The organism is Bacillus sp. AK031 (genome assembly GCF_053903065.1).
This window is the reverse complement of the sequence record NZ_CP096424.1, coordinates 3512052-3531984: the sequence shown is the minus strand read 5'-3', so window position 1 is coordinate 3531984 and position 19933 is coordinate 3512052. Positions and strand designations below refer to the sequence as shown.

The 19933-nt window shown below is 43.5% G+C and carries 23 protein-coding genes; 14 read left to right on the top strand and 9 right to left on the bottom strand.

Features of this window, described 5'->3' with window-relative positions:
• Nucleotides 1-190: 190 nt before the first annotated feature.
• The 4 genes from M1E09_RS18090 (at nt 191) to M1E09_RS18075 (ending at nt 4242) form a co-directional block, all read left to right on the top strand.
• Nucleotides 191-940: a general stress protein gene (locus M1E09_RS18090; protein WP_456272211.1), complete on the top strand. Its 750-nt coding sequence runs from the start codon at nt 191-193 to the stop codon at nt 938-940.
• Nucleotides 941-981: 41 nt separating this feature from the next.
• Complete coding sequence (locus M1E09_RS18085) at nt 982-1224, top strand: hypothetical protein (protein ID WP_456272210.1); 243 nt, start codon at nt 982-984, stop codon at nt 1222-1224.
• Between the two features lie 98 nt (nt 1225-1322).
• Nucleotides 1323-2777, top strand: a complete 1455-nt coding sequence (locus M1E09_RS18080; protein ID WP_456272209.1) for an alanine/glycine:cation symporter family protein — start codon at nt 1323-1325, stop codon at nt 2775-2777.
• 121 nt (nt 2778-2898) lie between these two features.
• Nucleotides 2899-4242: an ATP-binding protein gene (locus tag M1E09_RS18075; RefSeq protein ID WP_456272208.1), complete on the top strand. Its 1344-nt coding sequence runs from the start codon at nt 2899-2901 to the stop codon at nt 4240-4242.
• A 199-nt stretch (nt 4243-4441) separates the two neighbouring features.
• Here M1E09_RS18075 and M1E09_RS18070 read toward each other — a convergent pair whose 3' ends face one another.
• Both M1E09_RS18070 and M1E09_RS18065 read right to left on the bottom strand, forming a co-directional pair.
• Nucleotides 4442-5305, bottom strand: coding sequence for a DMT family transporter (locus M1E09_RS18070; RefSeq protein ID WP_456272207.1), 864 nt, complete (start codon nt 5303-5305; stop codon nt 4442-4444).
• 83 nt (nt 5306-5388) lie between these two features.
• Entirely contained in the window at nt 5389-6006 is a 618-nt protein-coding gene (locus M1E09_RS18065) for a YczE/YyaS/YitT family protein (protein ID WP_456272206.1), read from the bottom strand.
• A gap of 175 nt (nt 6007-6181) precedes the next feature.
• Between M1E09_RS18065 and M1E09_RS18060 the strand changes: the two genes are divergently transcribed.
• Complete coding sequence (locus M1E09_RS18060; protein WP_456275030.1) at nt 6182-7378, top strand: class I SAM-dependent rRNA methyltransferase; 1197 nt, start codon at nt 6182-6184, stop codon at nt 7376-7378.
• 144 nt (nt 7379-7522) lie between these two features.
• Nucleotides 7523-9799, top strand: a complete 2277-nt coding sequence (locus M1E09_RS18055) for a helicase C-terminal domain-containing protein (protein ID WP_456272205.1) — start codon at nt 7523-7525, stop codon at nt 9797-9799.
• A gap of 277 nt (nt 9800-10076) precedes the next feature.
• On the opposite strand, the gene M1E09_RS18050 is transcribed toward M1E09_RS18055, so the two are convergent.
• Nucleotides 10077-10511, bottom strand: coding sequence for a ferritin-like domain-containing protein (locus M1E09_RS18050; RefSeq protein ID WP_456272204.1), 435 nt, complete (start codon nt 10509-10511; stop codon nt 10077-10079).
• Nucleotides 10512-10682: 171 nt separating this feature from the next.
• Between M1E09_RS18050 and M1E09_RS18045 the strand changes: the two genes are divergently transcribed.
• Both M1E09_RS18045 and M1E09_RS18040 read left to right on the top strand, forming a co-directional pair.
• Nucleotides 10683-10841: a hypothetical protein gene (locus M1E09_RS18045; protein WP_456272203.1), complete on the top strand. Its 159-nt coding sequence runs from the start codon at nt 10683-10685 to the stop codon at nt 10839-10841.
• Between the two features lie 58 nt (nt 10842-10899).
• Nucleotides 10900-11145: a YkuS family protein gene (locus M1E09_RS18040; protein WP_456272202.1), complete on the top strand. Its 246-nt coding sequence runs from the start codon at nt 10900-10902 to the stop codon at nt 11143-11145.
• A 97-nt stretch (nt 11146-11242) separates the two neighbouring features.
• On the opposite strand, the gene M1E09_RS18035 is transcribed toward M1E09_RS18040, so the two are convergent.
• Nucleotides 11243-12205, bottom strand: a complete 963-nt coding sequence (locus M1E09_RS18035) for a S8 family peptidase (protein WP_456272201.1) — start codon at nt 12203-12205, stop codon at nt 11243-11245.
• Nucleotides 12206-12823: 618 nt separating this feature from the next.
• Between M1E09_RS18035 and M1E09_RS18030 the strand changes: the two genes are divergently transcribed.
• Both M1E09_RS18030 and M1E09_RS18025 read left to right on the top strand, forming a co-directional pair.
• Nucleotides 12824-13333: a 2'-5' RNA ligase family protein gene (locus tag M1E09_RS18030; protein WP_456272200.1), complete on the top strand. Its 510-nt coding sequence runs from the start codon at nt 12824-12826 to the stop codon at nt 13331-13333.
• Between the two features lie 78 nt (nt 13334-13411).
• Complete coding sequence (locus tag M1E09_RS18025) at nt 13412-14128, top strand: YebC/PmpR family DNA-binding transcriptional regulator (protein ID WP_456272199.1); 717 nt, start codon at nt 13412-13414, stop codon at nt 14126-14128.
• 34 nt (nt 14129-14162) lie between these two features.
• On the opposite strand, the gene M1E09_RS18020 is transcribed toward M1E09_RS18025, so the two are convergent.
• From M1E09_RS18020 to M1E09_RS18000, 5 genes are all read right to left on the bottom strand, one after another.
• A complete protein-coding gene (locus M1E09_RS18020) occupies nt 14163-14666 on the bottom strand; it encodes a GNAT family N-acetyltransferase (protein WP_456272198.1) in 504 nt (167 codons plus the stop codon).
• Nucleotides 14667-14730: 64 nt separating this feature from the next.
• Nucleotides 14731-15210 (bottom strand): DUF6241 domain-containing protein, encoded by a 480-nt coding sequence (locus M1E09_RS18015; RefSeq protein ID WP_456272197.1) that lies wholly within the window; start codon nt 15208-15210, stop codon nt 14731-14733.
• 285 nt (nt 15211-15495) lie between these two features.
• Nucleotides 15496-15918, bottom strand: a complete 423-nt coding sequence (locus M1E09_RS18010; protein ID WP_456272196.1) for a pyridoxamine 5'-phosphate oxidase family protein — start codon at nt 15916-15918, stop codon at nt 15496-15498.
• A gap of 134 nt (nt 15919-16052) precedes the next feature.
• The gene (locus M1E09_RS18005; protein ID WP_456272195.1) at nt 16053-16247 is read right to left on the bottom strand and encodes a YwbE family protein; all 195 of its coding nucleotides are present in this window, start codon (nt 16245-16247) and stop codon (nt 16053-16055) included.
• Nucleotide 16248: 1 nt separating this feature from the next.
• Nucleotides 16249-16422 carry a hypothetical protein gene (locus M1E09_RS18000; RefSeq protein WP_456272194.1) on the bottom strand — a complete coding sequence of 58 codons (174 nt, stop codon included), beginning with the start codon at nt 16420-16422 and terminating at the stop codon, nt 16249-16251.
• A 125-nt stretch (nt 16423-16547) separates the two neighbouring features.
• Here M1E09_RS18000 and M1E09_RS17995 point away from each other — a divergent pair, with 125 nt between their 5' ends.
• The 4 genes from M1E09_RS17995 (at nt 16548) to M1E09_RS17980 (ending at nt 19911) form a co-directional block, all read left to right on the top strand.
• On the top strand, nt 16548-17078 hold the full coding sequence (locus M1E09_RS17995) for a superoxide dismutase family protein (protein WP_456272193.1): 531 nt from the start codon (nt 16548-16550) through the stop codon (nt 17076-17078).
• Nucleotides 17079-17799: 721 nt separating this feature from the next.
• Nucleotides 17800-18222, top strand: coding sequence for a FixH family protein (locus tag M1E09_RS17990; protein ID WP_456272192.1), 423 nt, complete (start codon nt 17800-17802; stop codon nt 18220-18222).
• Between the two features lie 38 nt (nt 18223-18260).
• The gene (locus M1E09_RS17985) at nt 18261-19235 is read left to right on the top strand and encodes a hypothetical protein (protein WP_456272191.1); all 975 of its coding nucleotides are present in this window, start codon (nt 18261-18263) and stop codon (nt 19233-19235) included.
• Nucleotides 19228-19911: a response regulator transcription factor gene (locus M1E09_RS17980; RefSeq protein WP_456272190.1), complete on the top strand. Its 684-nt coding sequence runs from the start codon at nt 19228-19230 to the stop codon at nt 19909-19911. The genes M1E09_RS17985 and M1E09_RS17980 overlap by 8 nt, the downstream gene beginning before the upstream one ends.
• Nucleotides 19912-19933: the final 22 nt, after the last annotated feature.

Below are 19933 nucleotides of genomic sequence, written 5' to 3'. Positions count from 1 at the left end.
CCCCTCTTTTATGTAAAGTTTTCCATATCGGTTTCATTACCCAAGCTTACAGTAAGCTAAACGAACAGTCTCTCTTTGCAGAAGGATGAATCTTCCTGAAGGCAAATAGTTTACGTTCCGATAGGAAGGGTATTTTTATAATGAAACTAAATCGCAGGCAGCATCACTTGCTTGCAAGGAGGTAAAACTAATGGAGAAAACCATAGTAGGAGCATATGATTCAACAACTGAAGTTATGAATACAGTAGACAGCCTGACTAAAGAGGGATATTCTAGAGATGATATTCTGGTGATTTCGAGAAGAGGCGATTTTCAGTCGTTGGACAATACTTCCGGCCTCCATGTTGAGCATCCGGATTCCGGTGATGAATCCAGGAGTTTGTGGGAGAAAATCAAAGATTCCTTCATGGTGGCTGAACATGAACAAACAGACAGGGATATCTCACAATACGATATTCCGGTCAATCAGGTTGGAACCTATCAATCCAAATTAGAAGAAGGTAAAATTCTTGTCGCAGTCACTGCCCAAGATCAATCCGAATTGAGCCACGGCGGAGACGTTGAGAGCGGTGCAAACATCAAGCCTGTTGCCGAAGGGGAAGAAAGCACAGATCTCGACATGAATACAATTAGAAACCAAACAACAGTTGAAAATAATTATCGCAATTCCCCAACAGCCGGTAAAAGTATCGGTAACCATGGGGCTGAACCAGGGGATGTGCGTTCAGGAAACGTCGATACATCCGAAGACACGATTGGAGGAAATGTCGGCAATACACTTGGCGGAAAGCTCGGCACATCAGAAGGATATCCAACCGGACAGGAGGGACTGGAGAGCCACTCTTCTGATGAAACCGAAAAAGAAAAGCGTGACCATAAAAACACGAAGAATCTTGATGGAGAAGACTATAAAGTGAATGATTACAGAGGCGACATGTAGTCCCTTCAAACCCGCTGTTACTTCCACAGCGGGTTTTTTGAATGAAGTATCATTCTGTCATCCTAAAGGCGGACGGCGGCACGGGAGATACTGCTGCGAGCTTTCCTGAAACTTCACCAGCACCTTCACTTCAACCACTCCTTGAGAAGGTGAGCATAATAAAGCCCCAATCTATTAAAAACAACTCCCTATTAAAGACTGCTCTATTGATTCTTTTATCCGCCAATATTATTAATATTACAATTGAACTATGCGCTATTAAGAAATATTTATCAGTTTTATAAAAAAATCAAAATTCTCCCAAAAAAAGATTGTCTAATTGTATATTTATGAAATATAATTCAAAAAGAAACAAAATTCTGAAAGTTTAGGGGGAGTATGTTTGGAGACGGTAGTAGGCTGGCTTAATGGGGTGTTATGGAGTTCACCGGTCATTTATTTGATTCTGGCACTCGGACTTGTATTTTCTATTATGACTCGTTTTCTTCAAGTAAGGCACATTAAGGAAATGTACAAATTGATGTTCCAAGGCAAGAGTTCGGATGCAGGGGTGTCCTCTTTCCAGGCATTGGCCTTGTCTTTATCCGGGCGTGTCGGTACCGGTAACATTGCTGGTACAGCGACAGCAATTGCCTTTGGAGGGCCGGGGGCGGTTTTCTGGATGTGGACCATTGCCTTTATCGGGGCAAGCTCGGCTTTTATAGAATCCACTCTTGCCCAGATTTATAAAGTAAAGCAGGATGGGCAATATCGAGGCGGACCGGCCTACTATATCGAAAAGGGAATGGGCTGGAGATGGTATGGAGTCATCTTTGCAGTAGCTTCCATCCTGGCTATGGCTTTATTGATGCCGGGAATCCAATCCAACTCCATTGCCCTTGGTTTAGAAAATGCATTCGGCCTCAATACTTGGGTCACAGGAATCGGGCTTGTCGTCCTTCTTGGGGTCATCATTTTCGGAGGGGTCAAGCGTATTGCCAAGGTTGCTCAGTATGCGGTTCCATTCATGGCAGTAGGCTATATCTTCCTCTCTTTGATCATCATCATTATGAACATAACGGAATTGCCTGGAGTGTTCGTATTAATTTTTAAAAGTGCATTCGCCCTTGATTCGGCATTTGGCGGTATCGTCGGTATGGCTGTTTCATGGGGAGTGAAACGCGGAATCTACTCCAATGAAGCTGGTCAGGGAACAGGTCCTCATGCCGCAGCTGCAGCGGAAGTATCCCACCCTGCTAAACAGGGGTTAGTGCAATCGGCATCTGTATACATTGATACACTGCTTGTTTGTTCGGCAACAGCTTTCATGATTCTTTTTACAGGCATGTATAATGTGGAAAAAGAAGATGGCACAATGCTTGTCAATAATCTGGAAGGTGTGGAAGCAGGCCCGGCTTATACACAGGCCGCAATCGAAAGTGTACTTCCGGGCTTTGGCGCAGGATTTGTTGCAGTGGCTCTATTCTTCTTCGCATTCACAACAATCATGGCTTACTATTATATCGCTGAAACAAACGTAGCTTATATCTTCAGAGGGAAAAATAATAAACTGGCTATACTAGCCTTGAAATTGGTCCTTCTTGGAGCGACATTGTATGGCGCTGTTAAGACAGCAGAACTTGCATGGGCGATGGGTGACGTCGGCCTCGGAATCATGGTGTGGCTGAATATGGTGGCGATCGTCCTCCTTTACAAGCCGGCCTTGAAAGCACTCAAAGACTATGAACAGCAAAAGAAACAAGGTCTTGATCCTGTGTTTGATCCGGTTAAACTTGGAATCAAGAACGCTGATTATTGGGAATCCGAAGCGAAGCCGGATCACGAGAAGGTATCTTAAAGAATACCTTTATATGTTAAAAGAACTTCCTGGTAGGAGGTTCTTTTTTCTTTTGTGTGAAATTCTGCTAAAACCGCATATTTTAATAGCTAATTTGTAATTCTTTGCAGGTGATTGCCCAATGTTGTCGTATTTTAAAGGTATACCTACAAGAGATGAGGAAGATTTAATGCTTGCAGAAAAACTGTTGTTACATGTTTTTGTCATTCTGGCTCCGATTTTGTTGTACACTTCCTTTTTTGAGAACCGGCGAATTGGACAATCACCATATTTTATCGGAATGATGTATGGCATTTCAGCAATATTATGTCTCACAGTCTCTTTTTACAGTTACGGACTATATTGGGATCTTCGCTATGTTCCGCTGGTACTGGCCATTTTATACGGCGGGCCTGTGGCTGGATTGATTACATTCCTTTCAATCCTTGGCGCGAGGACTTTCATGAGCGGTGATGCATTGTTGTTTGGATATGTAAGTGCAACACTTGCTGCCTCCGTTCCCTTTTTATATGTTAAGAGATTTTGGAAGTTTCAAGCTAAGAAAAGAATTATCACAGCAATAGGGCTTGGAGTATGGCCATCATTGATTATGCTGTTCATCCTGATTTCATGGCTTCTCTTTTCAGAAAATCCGGTCAGCAATACGAATGAGTTATTGGTGTATGTCATCTTGTTCGGCGTCATACAAATTATCGGGATCGGCTTTGCCGCGATGCTTCATGAAGCAGTCATTGAAAGAAGATTGATGAAAAAGGAAATGCAGCGGGCGGAAAAGCTGAACACATTAGGGGAGCTTGCTGCCTCCATTGCCCATGAGGTCCGAAACCCTCTTACTGTTGTGAAAGGTTTTCTCCAGTTGATGAAGAGTAAGGAGAAGGATGATAACTATCAATATCTGACTCTTATTTTGAGCGAGCTGGGGCGTGCAGAAGCCATCATCAATGACTATTTGAACTTCGCCAAGCCTCAATTCGAAAAAATCGAGAAGCTGGAGTTGTCATCCACGATGACGGATGTCGTTGCTCTTTTGCAGCCTTTGGCCATTAAGCAAGGTGTTGAGTTGGAAAGCGACCTGAAATCAGATGTGTATCTGCATACAGACCGGAATCAGTTCAAACAGGCCCTGGTGAATATTATTAAAAATGCAATTGAAGCAACTGAGCATGGAGGGAATGTCCATGTCAGACTGACAGCTTCCTCCCATCAAGCAGACATCAGAGTCAAAGATACGGGAAAAGGAATGACGAAAGAACAGCTGAGCCGCATCGGCACACTATTCTACACTACGAAAGATAAAGGGACCGGGCTCGGTACCATGGTTTCTCTTAGAATAATAGAGGCGATGGAAGGCAAGATCACTTATAAAAGCGAATTAGGAAAAGGTACTCATGTACAGGTGCAGCTGCCGTTAAACAGGCAAGGGGCAGTGCCATCAGAAAACATGCAGGCAGAAGAAATCAGTTGATAAAGCAGGGACAGGACAGGAAGGCCCATACACTCGAACGGCTTGCAGACAGATCCTGAACGAGTGCTGTCCTATATAATTCAAATAAAAAGCGGAGATCCCACAAAGGAATCTCCGCTTTTCTCATGCTGAAATCCTTTAACACAGTAACGCACTAAGAGGGACAGTCCCTCTTAGTGCGTTAAAGTATTAAAGCAACTTATGCATTTGCTTTGTCGCCTTCTTTGTTCTTGATGAACATATAGAAGGAAGCGCCAAAGATGATGATGTAGCCGGCTATGCTCAGCAAGTCAGGAATCTGTCCGAACAGAACAATGCTGATGAGGGCTGAGTATACGACTGTTGAATAAAAGAAAATTGAAATTTCCCGTGCCGGTGCATATTTATAGGCCATCGTTATGCCGAACTGCCCGAGAGTTGCAAAGATACCGGCAAGAATCAAGTAGATGAACTGGTCAGTTTCCATCGGCTCATAGAACATGATGACAAACGGCAGCAGGACGACAGTGGAGAAGAATGAAAAATAGAAAACGACGGTATAGAACTTTTCCTTTTGTCCAAGCACCCTTAACACTGTGTAAGCACCAGCCGCAAATACAGCTGACAGAATCCCGGCCAGGTATGGAATGGTGTCCACTGAGAAAGCCGGCTTAATGATCAGTAAAGTCCCGAGAAACGCAATGATGATGGCGGCGATTTGGAACCGCCGAGCTTTCTCTTTCAGAAATAGGGCTGAAAAGATGATCGTCAAAAACGGACTCAATTTATTCAGCATATCCGCATCTGATAACACGAGATTATCGATGGCGTAGAAGAAAAACAGAATACCCAATGTCCCTAAGGCTGAGCGCAGGAGAAGGAACTTCTGATTTTCCTTTTTACCGAATAGCCTTTCCTTGTAGTACAGGACAAAGCCGAAAGATATGATAGCAGAAATCAGGTTTCTGAATAACGTTTTCTGAACAGTCGGCAATTCGCCTGACAGCTTCACGAATGCTGCCATCATGGCAAACCCGAATGAAGACACGAGCAGGAGCAGGATTCCTTTATTTCTGTTTGTCATGTTTGTCCTCCATAGTAAAAGAAACTGCCATCCACGGCAGTTTCAGTCAGTTCTTAATTTCCAAGAACACTATATCAAATGAGTCACTTAAAAGAAAGTTTCTCGCTCCAGCCTTCAAGCAGCTTTTCGAATTTCGGGAAGAAATACTGCACAATGAATCCGAGTGTCAATGTGACAATCACCGTCCCAACTCCCACAGCGCCTCCAAAAGCAACTGCAAGCGCAAGGGCGAGCCCTTCACTGATAAGGCGGGAAGCGCGAAGGCTTAAACCAAACCTTGTCGAAATCGCAATCATGATTGTATCCATCGGACTCGCAGGGAATTTTGCCTGCAAATAGACCGCCACTCCAACTCCAAGTGCCAGGATTCCGACTGCCAGAGTTGCTGATTGAACCCCGATCCCGTCAGGAGCAAAATTTTTCAAGCCAATCAGCAGCCAGAAGTCGATCAGTGCACCGATAATAAAAATCGAAACAGCCGCCAGGACCTCAGGCCGCTTTTTTAATAAGAAAGCATTAATGAAAATAAGGATGATTCCATTAATGAAAACGCAAGTACCGACGGTTATGCCAAAGGTAGTCGACTCACCGACTGCAAGGGCATCCCATGATGAAGCGCCAAGGTTGGCTTTGATGACTAAAGCCACCCCGAGTGTCAGGATGATTAAGCCGACACTGAAAAAGACCGATCTTTCCCTCATATATATACATTCCTTTATCAAATAGTTTTTTAGCACACTAAAAAATGCGATAATGAATATGTTACATTTCTCAACTGTGAAAATCAATGGAAAATCCAAGGGGGAGAGGATTATACTTGTCCCTCTCTGTGAAATATATGTAATAACGTTCAAAATATACAATAGATAGGATGAAATTATGAAAGACATCATACTCACTGTTAATCCGAAGTTTGCCGATAAATTCAAGAATGGCTACCCGCTGATCAGCAAGGAAGGGTTGTCCTCCACTTCAGGACTTGAAGAGGAGGGAAGCATTATTAAATTGATCGATGCCCAAAAACGCTTCATTGCCAGAGGGTATTATGGAAAACAAAATAAAGGCCTTGGCTGGATTCTCAGTTGGAAAGAGCAAGAACGAATCGATCAGGGTTTTTTTGAAAGAAAGCTGAAAAATGCGATAAACCAGCGACTTCACTTTTTTCAAAATGAAGATACCACAGCTTTCCGCGTGTTTAATGGTGAGGGAGACGGTATTGGGGGGCTCACCATTGACTATTTCAATGGCTATTACTTGATCAACTGGTACAGCGAAGGCATCTATCAGTTCAAGAATGATATTATCCTCTCCTTGCAGCAGCTTGTTGATATTAAAGGTGTATATCAGAAAAAGAGGTTTGCACAAAGCGGTACATATATCGATGAAGATGACTTTGTTACCGGAGAACGTGCCGAGTTTCCTCTCATAGTCAAAGAAAATGGCGTCAATTTTGCTGTTTATTTAAACGAAGGTGCTATGGTCGGGGTATTCCTTGACCAGCGTGAAGTCCGTAAGCTGATCCGTGACAAATATGCGGAAGGAAAGTCAGTCCTCAATACCTTTTCATATACTGGCGCTTTCTCGGTTTATGCAGCCCTTGGGGGGGCGGTGAAAACGACCAGCGTCGACCTTGCCAACCGAAGTGAGGCCAAGACGATTGAACAGTTCAGTATTAACGGTGTTGATTATGAAGCACAGGACATCATTGTCATGGATGTTTTCAACTATTTTAAATATGCCGTGAAAAAAGAGCTTAAATTCGATATGGTCATTCTCGACCCGCCGAGCTTTGCCCGCTCGAAAAGACATACGTTTTCCGCTGCAAAGGATTATACAGATCTGTTAAAACAGACAATCGAGATCACAGAGAAAGACGGCGTAATCGTCGCTTCCACGAACGCAAGCAACTTCGATATGAAACGGTTCAAAGGATTCATAGATAAAGCATTTAAAGAGTCCGGCAGTTCGTACAAGCTGATGGAAGAATTTTCATTGCCTGAAGATTTTAAGACGATCAGCCAATTTAAACAGGGTGATTATTTGAAGGTCGTTTTTATCAAAAAGACGAAATGATTTTCCACGATTTTTTGTAGTGCACTTAGTAACACCCAGGAACAGACATGAACAGCTCCAGCGCCCTTGATTACGTACCCACTGGAATAGTTGCCTGTCGGGTCTTGACGGGGCGCTTGTACTTTTTAGAAGGGAGGAGACCGTATGAGAGATGTGAAATTATCAGTGCGGAACCTGGTTGAGTATGTCTACAAAAGCGGAAGTATCGATCAGCGGTTTCAGAACTCCTCGTCCATGACAGAGGGTACAAGGCTCCATAAAAAACTGCAGCGCAATTACAAAGAAGGGGACAAGTCTGAGGAGTATTTGAGCATAGAAATTTCTCATGAGGATCTGACTTTTAAAGTGGAAGGGCGTTGTGACGGCCTCCTTTTTGATGGGGAAGATGTCATCATCGATGAAATCAAGTCAACCCGCCAAAGCCTTGCCGATATTGATGAGGATTCCTACCCTGTCCATTGGGCACAAGGAAAGGTTTATGCCTATATTTATGCGAATGACCATAACTTGGAGAAAATCCAGGTCAGGCTGACATACATACAGGCAGATACGGAGGAAACCCATCACTTTGACCAGAATTTCACCCTTAAGGAGCTCGAAGATTTCGTGGAAGATACCATCCGGGAATACTATCCATTTGCCAGGCTTCTGGCTGACAGCAAAGGTAAACGCGATGAGAGTATAGCCGATCTTCAGTTTCCATTCAAGGGTTTCCGAAAAGGTCAAAGAAAATTTGCAGGTGCAGTTTATAAAAAAATAACCGAGCAGAAGAACCTGTTTGCCAACGCCCCCACCGGTACCGGGAAAACGATATCAACCATCTTCCCAAGCCTGAAAGCAGCTGGAGACGGCCACATTGACAAACTATACTACCTGACAGCCAAGACCATTACGAGAACAACTGCTGAAGAGGCATTTGCACTGTTGGGAGAAAACGGCTTGTCAGCTAAAACCTTGACGATTACGGCAAAAGAGAAAGCCTGCCTGAAAGAGGAAACCATTTGCCAAAGTGATTTCTGTCAATATGCCGAGGGCTATTATGACAGAATCAATGGAGCGATGCTGGACATTATTGAGAATGAAGACAATCTGACGCGTCCGGTCATTGAAGAATACAGCCGCAAGCATAAGGTATGCCCATTCGAATTTTCTATTGATCTCTCTTACATTGTGGATGCCGTCATTTGCGATTATAACTATATTTTTGATCCGCGAGTCTCTTTAAAAAGATTATCGGACTCTCAGAAGAAGAGGACCGTATTGCTTACGGATGAAGCCCACAACTTAGTTGACAGAGGAAGGGAGATGTTTTCAGCCGACCTTGCCAAGTCAGTTTTTCTGGAATTGAAACGCACCTTTAAGGGGAAGAATAAGGAATTACATGACACTGCCAATGAAATTAACCGTTTCTTTATCGACCTGAGAAAACAGTTTAAGGAAAGCGGGAACAGCGTCTTTAAAGAGCCTTTTGTGGAATTGATCGATAAGCTGGAAAAATTTATTGCTTCAGCGGAAAAAGAACTAGTGGGCCAAAGCGGAGAGAGCCTGCTGCTGGAAGCTTATTTTGCGGCGAATAACTTTGTGAAGATTGCCGCCCTTTACAATGAGGATTATGTTACCTGCATCGACATCGGGAAAAATGAAGTGGTCATCAAGCAGTATTGCCTGGATCCGTCTGAACTGTTGAGCAGGACCGCAAGAGGTTTTTCATCAGCTATATACTTTTCAGCAACACTTTCCCCGTTCCCTTACTACTTTGATATGCTGGGCGGAGATGAGGAAGACTACCGCTTTAAAATTCCATCCCCGTTTTCACGCGAGAATTGGGAAATATACATCAAACCGCTTTCAACAAGATTTAAAGACCGAGAAGAAAGTATAGCCCCTCTGGTAAAACTTCCCCAGGAATTAATGAAACAGAGGCCGGGAAACTATTTGTACTTCTTTCCTTCTTACCGCTACATGAATGATGTTCATGTAGCATTTATGGAAAAAGACCCACAAGCAGAAGTCCTTTTACAGTCTCCCCAGATGACAGAAGAGGAGCGGGAGGACTTTCTGAAGGAATTTCAGCCTGGACGGGAGAAGCCGCTGATCGGTTTTGCCGTATTAGGTGGAATCTTTTCAGAAGGGGTCGACCTAAAAGGAGACCGGCTGAATGGTGTGATTGTTGCCGGAGTCGGACTGCCGCAGATTGGCCAGGAGAGGGATATTATCAAAGACCACTTTAACGAGAGGCAAAAGAATGGGTATGAATATTCCTATGTATATCCTGGCATGAACAAGGTACTTCAGGCAGGGGGAAGACTGATTCGTACAGAGGAAGACAAGGGCATAATCGTGCTCATTGATGATCGGTATTTAACCCCGAAATATCAATCGATGTTTCCGGAGGAATGGGGTGGGTTTACCGTGATTTGATTTGGGTTCAGACTGTATGCGGGGTGCAAGTTGGCGAAAAGGAAGAAGATGAACCTTGATTAACGCCTATGCGGGGTGCAAGAAGTGAAAATGGTAAAACTCGGACCTCGATTGACAAGTCTATGAGTTGCATTAGAAACAGCTCAATTATCGCCCCTGGCCAAGCCTCTAACCAAGGAACAGCAATCAGCAAGCATTTGTTTTCCACAAGGGGCAGGACTATCTGAACACACATTAAAAGCTTCCTCCCAAAAATGGAGGAAGCTTTTTGTTCTAATTATTGAAATACAGGGTCCATCAACATACGGTCAAGTTCTTCCATATGATGAGTCTCATCTGAAATCAGGTCCTCAAGTGTGACGACCAGTTCTGTGTAACCAAGCGCATCGGCCTGTTCTTTACGCTTTTTGTAACGGTCAATCGTTTCCTTCTCGGCTTTACGCGCTTCCTGAAGCATTTCTTTTACATCATCTGTCTGCTTGACAGGTGCCGGAGTTGTTGTCGGTGTACCGCCGAGTGTTTTAATTTTTTCCGCCAAGTAAAGAGCGTGACCCTGTTCATCGCCGATTTCACTTTCGAAAAATGGCTTCAATACTTGACGGTGCAAGCCTGAAACGACTGCGGCGTAGTTGGTGTACATGATCTGAGCTGTATATTCATTTGCTAAATCTTCGTTTAAACCATCAATTAATTCCTGTAATTGTTGATCCATTAATATAACCACCCTTTATTATTTTTTTGCATATATAGTAAATACCCGCTTCTCAGTGAGTTAAACACCTGATAGAGAGTTGGAACAGACTTATAATTCATGAAGAATCTGCAAACACTATCCTTGATACATTGATTTGCCGTATGGCTATATATCGGAGGAGGATTAGACATGAGCAAACCAGGCAGACAAAATCTTGAACAAACTTCAAAGCAGCTTGCCAAACAGCAAGGCAAAAATGATGTGGAATTCAGTGCTGACGATTTCCAAGTGGGCAACAGCACCAGCCAGAGCCAAAAGAAAAGCGGAAGACAAAAAAACAAAAAATAAATGAATACCAATGCTTGCGGATGAAAATCCTATGAGTATGTTAAGGAGGTGTGGAGACATGTCAAGAAGAATTGGAGTGGAAGAATCCCTTCAAAATGTTGTACAAGCACTTCGTGAAAAAGGTCATGATGTTGTTGAACTGAAGCAGGAGTCGGATGCACAAGGCTGTGACTGCTGTGTAGTAACTGGACTGGATTCCAATGTTATGGGGATCGCCAATGTGGTAACGCAAGGTTCGGTTATCGAGGCCAACGGATTGAGCGCTGATGATGTATGTCAGCAAGTAGAAAGTAAACTCCGCTAATGATAAAAGCGAAATCGAAGGGTTAACTTACATAACCTTTGATTTCGCTTTTTTCTTTATTGGGTCAACGTATCTGTGCCAGGCACAACCAACCTCATTATACCGTAAGAGACAATTGATTCTGCTGAAGGTATTCTTTAAGCAGTTCCTGAGCAGTCAGGTACAGCAAGCCATTTCCTTCTAAGGTTTTAGGATAACTAAGTGGTATTGTTCTTCTGACGAGCTGGGCATAGAGTTCACACTCTGACAGCTTGCGGTCAAAATTATTTTGTTCCAGTATTTTAATCAACGCCAAAGCGCCGGATACATGTGGAGCTGACATAGAGGTCCCGCTGAATTTGGCGTATTTTCCGCCAGGTATAGTGGAAAGGATGTACTCTCCCGGTGCGACAAGGTCCACTTCATTGTTCGAATTTGTAAAGTAGGATGACTTTCGGTCAAAATCAATGGCTCCGATTGAGATGACTTCATTGTAGCAGGCAGGATAAGAAAATTCATCGGTCTCAGCATTCTCATCACCTTCATTTCCTGCAGCACAGACAACCGGAATGTTTTTATCCACAGCTTGCTGAATCACTTCATGAAGCGGCGGGTAATCCGTCGGTCCGCCCAGTGACATGGAGATGATATCGACACCCTGATCGATGGCATATTGAATGCCATCAACGATCCAGTCATATTTCCCGCTTCCTCCTTCACCTGCCAGCACTTTGATAATCAACAAGTTTGCTTCAGGAGCGACGCCAACGACACCTTGTCCATTTTCAATCGCAGCGATGGTTCCAGCCACATGTGTACCGTGCCCGTTGTAATCGGTGACATTATCTTCGGCACCGCCATCATCACTGGTGAAGTTCCTAATTCCGGTAATTCTGCCTTCAAGATCCGGATGCGTTAGATCACAACCGGTATCCAGTACGGCAATGGTCATGCCGCTGCCTTTAATTCCGGTTGTCCACAATTGAGGGGCCTGTACAAGATCGACTCCTGCAGGCATTTCTGATGCAGTTTCCATGATTTCTTCTTTAACATAAGGAATTAATCTTACTGAACCATTCATAAGTATTCCCCCTAAATCATATTAAAAACTGAACTTTCTGAAAATATAACATAAAACCGTAAAGGATAAAAGTGTAAAAAGGATTAGTCCATAAGTATAAAACTGGTGTTATCATTAAGATTAGTACATAGGATCACTGTGTAATATTAATAAAAGGCTTTTTTCGCAAGGATTGTGGCTGAATAAAAAGAATGGATTTCCACTCCAGGTGCACGACTCCGCGGGGCGGGCGGTGAGCCTCCTCGGCTTTGCCTGCGGGGTTACGTTCCAGTGGGTACGTAACCTTGGTCTCACCTGTCCCGCTAATCCCGCAGGAGGTCGCACACCTTCCGCTCCAATCCCTCTGCGTTAATTGAAAGCAGTGATAAATTAACCTAAAAAATAAAACTTCTTAGAAAAACTTCTATGGCGGCCCTTCTCATACAAAGAGTCTTTTATTAAGCTCTTTTCCTAAGCTTTGTTGCTATTTAATATGAAATTTGAAAAATACCGCTATAATTCACCGGAAATTTTCTGGTAACAAGAAAGGTAAGAGTTGCTTCGCTGTTCTGAGAGAACCCTCCCTAGTACCTTGTGATATCCGAAAACAGCCTAAAACAAAAAAGGTGGTGAAGTAAGTTGATAAAACGATCGATAAGTATATTTCCTCAATTTGAAAACAGCGGTCCTATCCATGAACTCAGGAAAAAATATGATCCGCTTCATAACTTGATCCCGCCTCATATTACTCTTGTTTTTCCGTTCATCAGCAATATCACGACAGAAGAATTGACCATGCATTTTAAGTGCGTTCTGGCAGGAGAGAAGCCGTTCTCTATTAAACTGACAGGAATTACAGGAGAAGGGAACGGCTATTTATTTTTAAATGCAAAAGAAGGAAATGACGGAATTATCCGGCTGCATGATAAGTTGTATAGCGGACTTTTAACAAATTTCTTATTTCGAAAAGTAACCTATAATCCTCACTTGACCGTGGGTAGGATTTCAGATGAAGTCCAGTTTGAACATGCTTTGAAAGAAACGGAGGGGTTTAGCGAAGTTTTTACAACGACTGTTTCAGAAATTGTTTCGGAAATTATAGATGAAGAGGGAAGGTCACATCCCGAGATTGATTGGAATCTGGGATAATACTCTCGAAACATGGCGTGTATTTGCGGTATAATAGAAGAGAAGTATAGCTACAATTCGAAAGAGAGTGGAAATTATATGGGTCGTAAGTGGAATAATATCAAGGAAAAGAAAGCTTCAAAGGATGCAAATACGAGTCGTATCTATTCTAAATTTGCAAAAGAAATCTATGTTGTCGCAAAGCAGGGAGAGCCTGATCCTGAGTTAAACCAGCCTCTGAAATTCGTTCTTGAACGTGCCAAAACATATAATGTACCGAGAAATATTATTGACCGTGCCATTGAAAAGGCAAAGGGCGGAGCTGAAGAGAATTTTGACGAGCTTCGTTATGAAGGTTTCGGTCCCAATGGGGCGATGATCATCGTAGACGCTCTGACCAACAACGTTAACCGTACAGCCTCTGAAGTTCGTGCAGCATTCGGTAAAAACGGCGGAAACATGGGCGTGAGCGGATCGGTTGCTTATATGTTTGATGCGACAGCTGTTATCGGCCTTGAAGGAAAAAGTGCTGAGGAAGCCCTTGAAATCCTGATGGAAGCTGATGTGGATGCGCGCGACATCATTGAAGAAGATGATGCTGTGATCATTTATGCCGAGCCTGATCAATTCCACGCCGTACAGGAAGCGTTCAGGAATGCAGGCGTAACAGACTTTACAGTAGCGGAACTCACCATGCTTGCCCAAAACGATATCAGCCTCCCGGAAGACACGCAGGCTGAGTTTGAAAAACTCATTGATGCCATTGAAGATTTGGAAGATGTCCAGCAAGTCTACCATAATGTAGACTTAGACTGATCCGGTTGAAGCCCCTCGAATGTGAGGGGCTTTTCTATTCAACTTTAAGCCTGAAGGACTTTACGACAATCCCGTCATTGCTCGGTTCAAAGTCCAACTCAGGCAGATGTTGAAAACCGAGCTTCTCATACAGGCGGATGGCACTGCCCATGAACTGGCCTGTATGCAGACCTATATATGCAGCCCCTTTTTTCCGGGACCGGTAGATGCATTCTTCAATCAATTGCCTGGCAACCCCTTGCTTCCTGGTATTCTTATCGACAGCCAGCATCCGGATTTCCGGGTGTTCTGAAACGTTGAATAACCCCTTGTAGGCGTCCGTATTTCCGGGACATAAAACAACGCTCCCAACAATTTCTCCATTTATTTCAGCGACCAGGACTTCAACGCCGTCTTCTTCATCAGCACCGGAAGAAATGGCTTTTTTCAAGCCTTTCCAATGTTCAGGTGATACTTTTTCAGCATGTTCTTCATAAGCCTGTAATCGCTGCTTCTGTATAAATTCGAGTTCTTGCGGTTCAGACAATCGTATTTTCAACTAATACCCTCCAATCAGAATCTTTCAACCTGGTTTATAGCAGTCTGCCAGTCTATAACTGTTTTTATTCAAAATGCTTCTCGACATAGGCCCTTTCCTCGTCTTGAGACAACAGGCCAGTAGCTTTGCCGATAGTACCGCCCTGCAGGCGCCAAATCGTATTGTGATCTTTATCTGCTTCTGAAAAGTCTCCATCCTTCCATCCATATAAGATATCGAGATAGACATGGGCATGTTCATAGCTGCCGCTCTCGACTACGGAAATAAGACCTTCAATCCTCTCAGGTGTTATTTGCAGCCTGCCCCATTTAGGGACTGCTTCGACCTTTTGATGGCTCATATCGTGGATATGCTGTTGTACAGCCTGTTCGCTCATGGAAACAGGGAGAGCCACTTCGTTGTCAGTGTTGACTGCCGTCTCTTCTGTTTGATAAAAATTTTCTTCATTCTCCTGCGATGATGATGAAGCTTCGTGCCAGAAGATAAATCCTAAAATACCTGCAATCAAAAAAACAGAAATACCGGCAACCCATTTCAATTTCACTTTATCAGCCCCTGTTCGGTAGTTTTATTGATAATCAAACTTTTTAGCTGCCTTGGAAACTTAGAGAATTTTTTACGGTTCTGTAAGCCGAAGGTCTGCGAAGATTTTGGCTCCTATCTATTATTTATCCATCTAATGCCATTTTACCTGTTAACCTAGTGAAAAAAAAGGAAAGGCCCTATTATTGGTATGAAGTGTTAGTTGAAGTTATTGACATGAGGTTTTATTATTCAATAGACAAAGAAAAAAGGTAAGCTGCCAAGGTGGCTGCTTACCTTTTACGATTTACAGGTCGAGTACTTTAGGTTCCTCGCCATTCTTATTCATCAAACGATATTGTTCAGGGTGGATCTCAAGAATGATTAAATCCGGATCATCCGGCCCCTTGAACCATTTCTTCATTTCTTCGTTCCAGAATTTTTCTTTCAGGCTGTCATCCTTGCTGATAACGGCTTTGCCTTCGACTTCCACATATGAATCGCCGTATCCTTTTCCTTCATATCCAAGCAGTACATGGACATAAGGGTTCTCATCAATTTCTTCCGCCTTATGTGTTTCCCGGCTGGTCGGGGTGAATAATGTCAATCCGTCATTGAAAAAAGTCATGTATCGAGAATGAGGTTTGTTCTTCACAACAGTTGCCAGTGTTCCAACCATGCTGTTTTCCAGGACATTAAGAACTTCTTGCTTTACATCATTTTGTGACAAAATCTCATCTCCTTTTAATTTGAATTCACTTCTACCTATTCCTTTGAGGGAGAAACCATAAACATTTCGGTGTGCTGCTGAAGACAGAAAGGTGCCTGGTACAAACCGCCTGCTTGTACCAGGCACCTTAAAGGTTATCCTACTATATTCTTCACACGTCCAACCTGGCCATCCGCCAGTCGAACTTTAATGCCGTGGGGATGAGTAGGCGAATTGGTAAGGATGTCTTTCACCGTTCCCCTTGTAGTAGTGCCTGTGCGCTGATCTTTTTTTAGTACGATGTCAACTTCGATTCCAGGTGAGATATTGGCGCGCTGCTGGCCGTTCATATTAAACCCCCGTTCTTTTCTTTTGGTTGTTCGGCTTTTTGGTAAGCTGGCTTTTAAGAGGCTGCGTCGATTTTACCATCGCTTTCTGCTTGCCTTGAGCCTGATTCTGTTTTTGCTGTGCCAATTTATCTTTCATTGCCTGTGCGAGGCTGATTTTCTTTTTATCCGTATTCATGATGTAGTCTCCTTCTATCCGTTTCTATTCATTATAGTCTAAATGCCTGCCGAAAGTAAGCAGTCACGAATCTGGGCGGGCTGACATACGATAGTTGGCAGAAATACTTCTTTAGGAGTGATAGTATGTCTTACTATTATTATGGAGCGCATCCTGCTTATTATTACGGTTATCAACCTTACAGAAATGTACCTTCCATTTCCTTTGCCCAAATTGAGGGAGGACCGTTGGCGCCTGATCTTAAGGGATACGTGTTCTTTAGAGAGGTCCCAAACGGAACGGAGGTTCATGTCGAGGTAAAAGGCCTTCCTGATTACAAACCGGGAAAAGGGGATCAGAACCCGATTGGACCGCATGGGTTCCATCTGCATGAAAACGGAAGCTGTGAGGTGGGGGATGAAAAAGAACCGTTTAAAGCAGCCGGCGGCCACTGGAATCCTGATGACCAGCCCCACGGAAACCATGCCGGAGATTTTCCAGTATTATTTTCAAACAACGGTTACGCAAGAATGAACTTCTTTACAAATAGATTTAAACCAGAAGATGTAGTCGGCAAAGCGGTCATCATCCACCAAAGCCCCGACGATTACAGATCGCAGCCCTCAGGAGATGCCGGAAAGCGTCTCGCCTGCGGGTTGATTATGAAGTATCAATAAAAAAATGAATCATTGAGTGCAGACGATTTTGAGTTTGTGCTCTTTTTTAGTTATATAGAGAGGAATCAAATGCCTTGTTTAGCAGAGCATTTTTATTAGAAGTAGTTCTTTAAAAGGGTTTGGGTTTATTAGTTAGTGATGTTGTTATTCAGGACTATGAGGAGAAGTATTTTACCCTTTGATAATACAAAGTATATCTGTTCTCATCCTACCTTTGTTAATTGTTGATTAAGTAAGCTGGAATCCGTTTAGTGGATATTAATTTTGATTGGAGCGGAAGGCGTGAGACCTCCTGCGGGATTAGCGTGACAGGTGAGACCAAGGTTACGTACCCACTGGAACGTAACCCCGCAGGCCAATCCAGCTCCAGCGGCCAGCGACTAGCAGATTTCGGTCTCTCTCCTTGCGATAAGTCAACATCAACTCACTGCGTTCGTTGTGTTTCCTTTATCTCATGCGAGAGCCCTCCAATCTGTACGTCGCTGAACGGCCGCTTCCGCTTTTTAATCAGCCGAGGAGGCTCACCGCACGCCCCGCGGAGTCGCACGCCTGGAGCGGAAATCAACCAGCACACTTAATATTAATAGCACTTCACAATTTTTTCACAATCTTATTATATAATCTTGCAGACATAGACTGATACTTCTGTAAGATATACAATAGAGTATCAAATTAATATGAAACAGAAATGATGATAGAAAATGAAAGAAGGAATTGAATCATGAATTCAAAACTGTTGATTATATTAACGTTAATAGCCATAGCCGTGATTTTTGCGGCCTGCAGTAATAAAGGAAATGAAAGTCACTCAAACGATGAAGCACCTGAAATGGTCGAAGTGCAAATCAATCTTGGTTCAGAAAATCTTCAGCCTGGCAGGGAGGCAGCCATTGAAGCTGTTGTTACCCAGGGAGATGAAAAAGTCGAGGATGCCGATGAAGTGCTGTTCGAAGTATGGAGAGACGGGCAGGAAGTACATGAAGAAATAGAAGGTAAGCATGAAGGAAATGGAGTATACGCTATATCCCAAACGTTTGAAAAACCGGGTACCTATTATGTCATCGCTCATGTTACTGCCAGGGATATGCATACTATGCCTAAGAAAGAATTCAATGTCGGGGATACTTCCGAAGAACAAGAATAAGGAGTTCTGAAAGCCTGGCAAGGAAGGGGGGATGAAAGGTGAAAAGAATCTTTTTCTGCTCGGCGTTGCTGTGTCTGCTGCTGACAGGATGCAAGACGAAGGAAATAGCCGTTCCTCCCTCACTGGACGGCCAGTTGATGGTATCCCACTTGAAGGAGCCCGCTTTATCTTTTGTCAATTTGCAGGATCATAAGATTACTGAAGGCAATCTGGATTTCCGCATTACAGCTATGCAAAAAACAGGTCCAAGCCGGGTCATCATAGCAGGAGAAAATGAAAAGTATTTATTCGAACTGGATTTGAAAGATGGCAGCTATAAAGAACTGGTTGATGCAGGGACGGGAATCAATGATTTGCTCTACATCCCTGAGAGACAACTGCTGATTTTCTCCAATGGCGAAGAGAATACAGTTGGAGTGTTTGATTTAATGCAAGAAAAAATAATAGCTGAAGTGCCGGTTGGAACTCTGCCTATCTCAATGGCTTACAACCCTGATCAAGAAACGGTCTTTGTTGTCAACGCGAAAGGCCCATCCTTATCCGTAATAGATTTGGAAGCTATGAAAATGGAGAAGGAATTTCAGATAGCCGAGCGGCCAAATGGGATTTACTATGATGGGGAATATGTCTGGATAGGCGGACATGGAGAGTACGGAACTCTCAATAAAGAAGTCTATGTGTATGATCCCGGAAGCGGGAAGGAAGTTGACAGGGTGGAGACGGGCGTGATGCCTGTTGACTTTTATGGTGATGTTTCAAATCCATACTTTTATGTGGTCTGCCACGGTTCAAGCAGTGTATATCAAATCAATAAACAAACAAGAGAGGTCAGCTCCCCGATTGAAGTGGGCAGTAACCCTTATGATATTATCGGAGACAGCAAAAGAATCTATGTGTCCAGTATCGATGGCAATTCGCTGACTGTGATCAACCAGTCAACGTTTGAGATAGAAGAGAGCATCCCATTGGAAAATGGACCCCATTTAATGATTTTAGGTGAGCGTAATGAATAGATACAAAATTTTATTAGCGGATGACGAAGAGCAAATGCTGACGCTGCTCCAGTCCTATCTAGAGAAGGAAGGGTATCAGACCACTTCTGCCCGTGACGGAAAGGAAGCCCTCGTCCAGTGGGAGGATGGCTCCTTTGATTTGGTGATACTGGATATTATGATGCCGGTGATGGACGGTTTTTCTGTATGCAAAAAAATTCGCCAAGAATCGAATGTGCCCATCATCATGCTGACTGCCAAGAGCGAGGAGCTGGACAGGGTACACGGACTGAAAATAGGTGCTGATGATTATATCGTCAAACCATTCAGCCCGAAGGAACTGGTCGCCCGTGTAGAGGCTATTTTAAGAAGGTCCCATAACTTCAGCCAAAAGCAAAATCTAATCGAAACAGACGGGCTGATTATTGACATTGAAGGGCATACGGTGACTGTCAATGGGAATCAGATTAATTTAACGAGAAAGGAATTCAACCTTTTGCATTTTCTCGTCAGCCATAAAGGACAGGTGTTTTCCAGAGAGCATTTATTGGACAGCATCTGGGGGATGGAAAGCACAGGGACGCTAAGGACGGTCGATACGCATATCAAGACGCTCAGGCTTAAATTGAAGTCTTGTGGTATCTATATCCAGACGGTGTGGGGAGTTGGGTACAAATTCGACACTTCGAAAAAATGAGGGGATATGGTCTTAAGCAGAA

Coding starts and splice junctions, on each gene's coding strand:
- M1E09_RS18075 (WP_456272208.1), top strand. CDS start 2,899: ATGTTGTCGTATTTTAAAGGTATACCTACAAGAGATGAGGAAGATTTA.
- M1E09_RS18005 (WP_456272195.1), bottom strand. CDS start 16,247: ATGAACGGCCAGCAGCGCGCCAATATCTCACCTGGAATCGAAGTTGAC.
- M1E09_RS18090 (WP_456272211.1), top strand. CDS start 191: ATGGAGAAAACCATAGTAGGAGCATATGATTCAACAACTGAAGTTATG.
- M1E09_RS18085 (WP_456272210.1), top strand. CDS start 982: ATGAAGTATCATTCTGTCATCCTAAAGGCGGACGGCGGCACGGGAGAT.
- M1E09_RS18040 (WP_456272202.1), top strand. CDS start 10,900: ATGTCAAGAAGAATTGGAGTGGAAGAATCCCTTCAAAATGTTGTACAA.
- M1E09_RS18065 (WP_456272206.1), bottom strand. CDS start 6,006: ATGAGGGAAAGATCGGTCTTTTTCAGTGTCGGCTTAATCATCCTGACA.
- M1E09_RS18045 (WP_456272203.1), top strand. CDS start 10,683: ATGAGCAAACCAGGCAGACAAAATCTTGAACAAACTTCAAAGCAGCTT.
- M1E09_RS17995 (WP_456272193.1), top strand. CDS start 16,548: ATGTCTTACTATTATTATGGAGCGCATCCTGCTTATTATTACGGTTAT.
- M1E09_RS18035 (WP_456272201.1), bottom strand. CDS start 12,205: ATGAATGGTTCAGTAAGATTAATTCCTTATGTTAAAGAAGAAATCATG.
- M1E09_RS17990 (WP_456272192.1), top strand. CDS start 17,800: ATGAATTCAAAACTGTTGATTATATTAACGTTAATAGCCATAGCCGTG.
- M1E09_RS18050 (WP_456272204.1), bottom strand. CDS start 10,511: ATGGATCAACAATTACAGGAATTAATTGATGGTTTAAACGAAGATTTA.
- M1E09_RS17980 (WP_456272190.1), top strand. CDS start 19,228: ATGAATAGATACAAAATTTTATTAGCGGATGACGAAGAGCAAATGCTG.
- M1E09_RS18055 (WP_456272205.1), top strand. CDS start 7,523: ATGAGAGATGTGAAATTATCAGTGCGGAACCTGGTTGAGTATGTCTAC.
- M1E09_RS18000 (WP_456272194.1), bottom strand. CDS start 16,422: ATGAATACGGATAAAAAGAAAATCAGCCTCGCACAGGCAATGAAAGAT.
- M1E09_RS18025 (WP_456272199.1), top strand. CDS start 13,412: ATGGGTCGTAAGTGGAATAATATCAAGGAAAAGAAAGCTTCAAAGGAT.
- M1E09_RS18070 (WP_456272207.1), bottom strand. CDS start 5,305: ATGACAAACAGAAATAAAGGAATCCTGCTCCTGCTCGTGTCTTCATTC.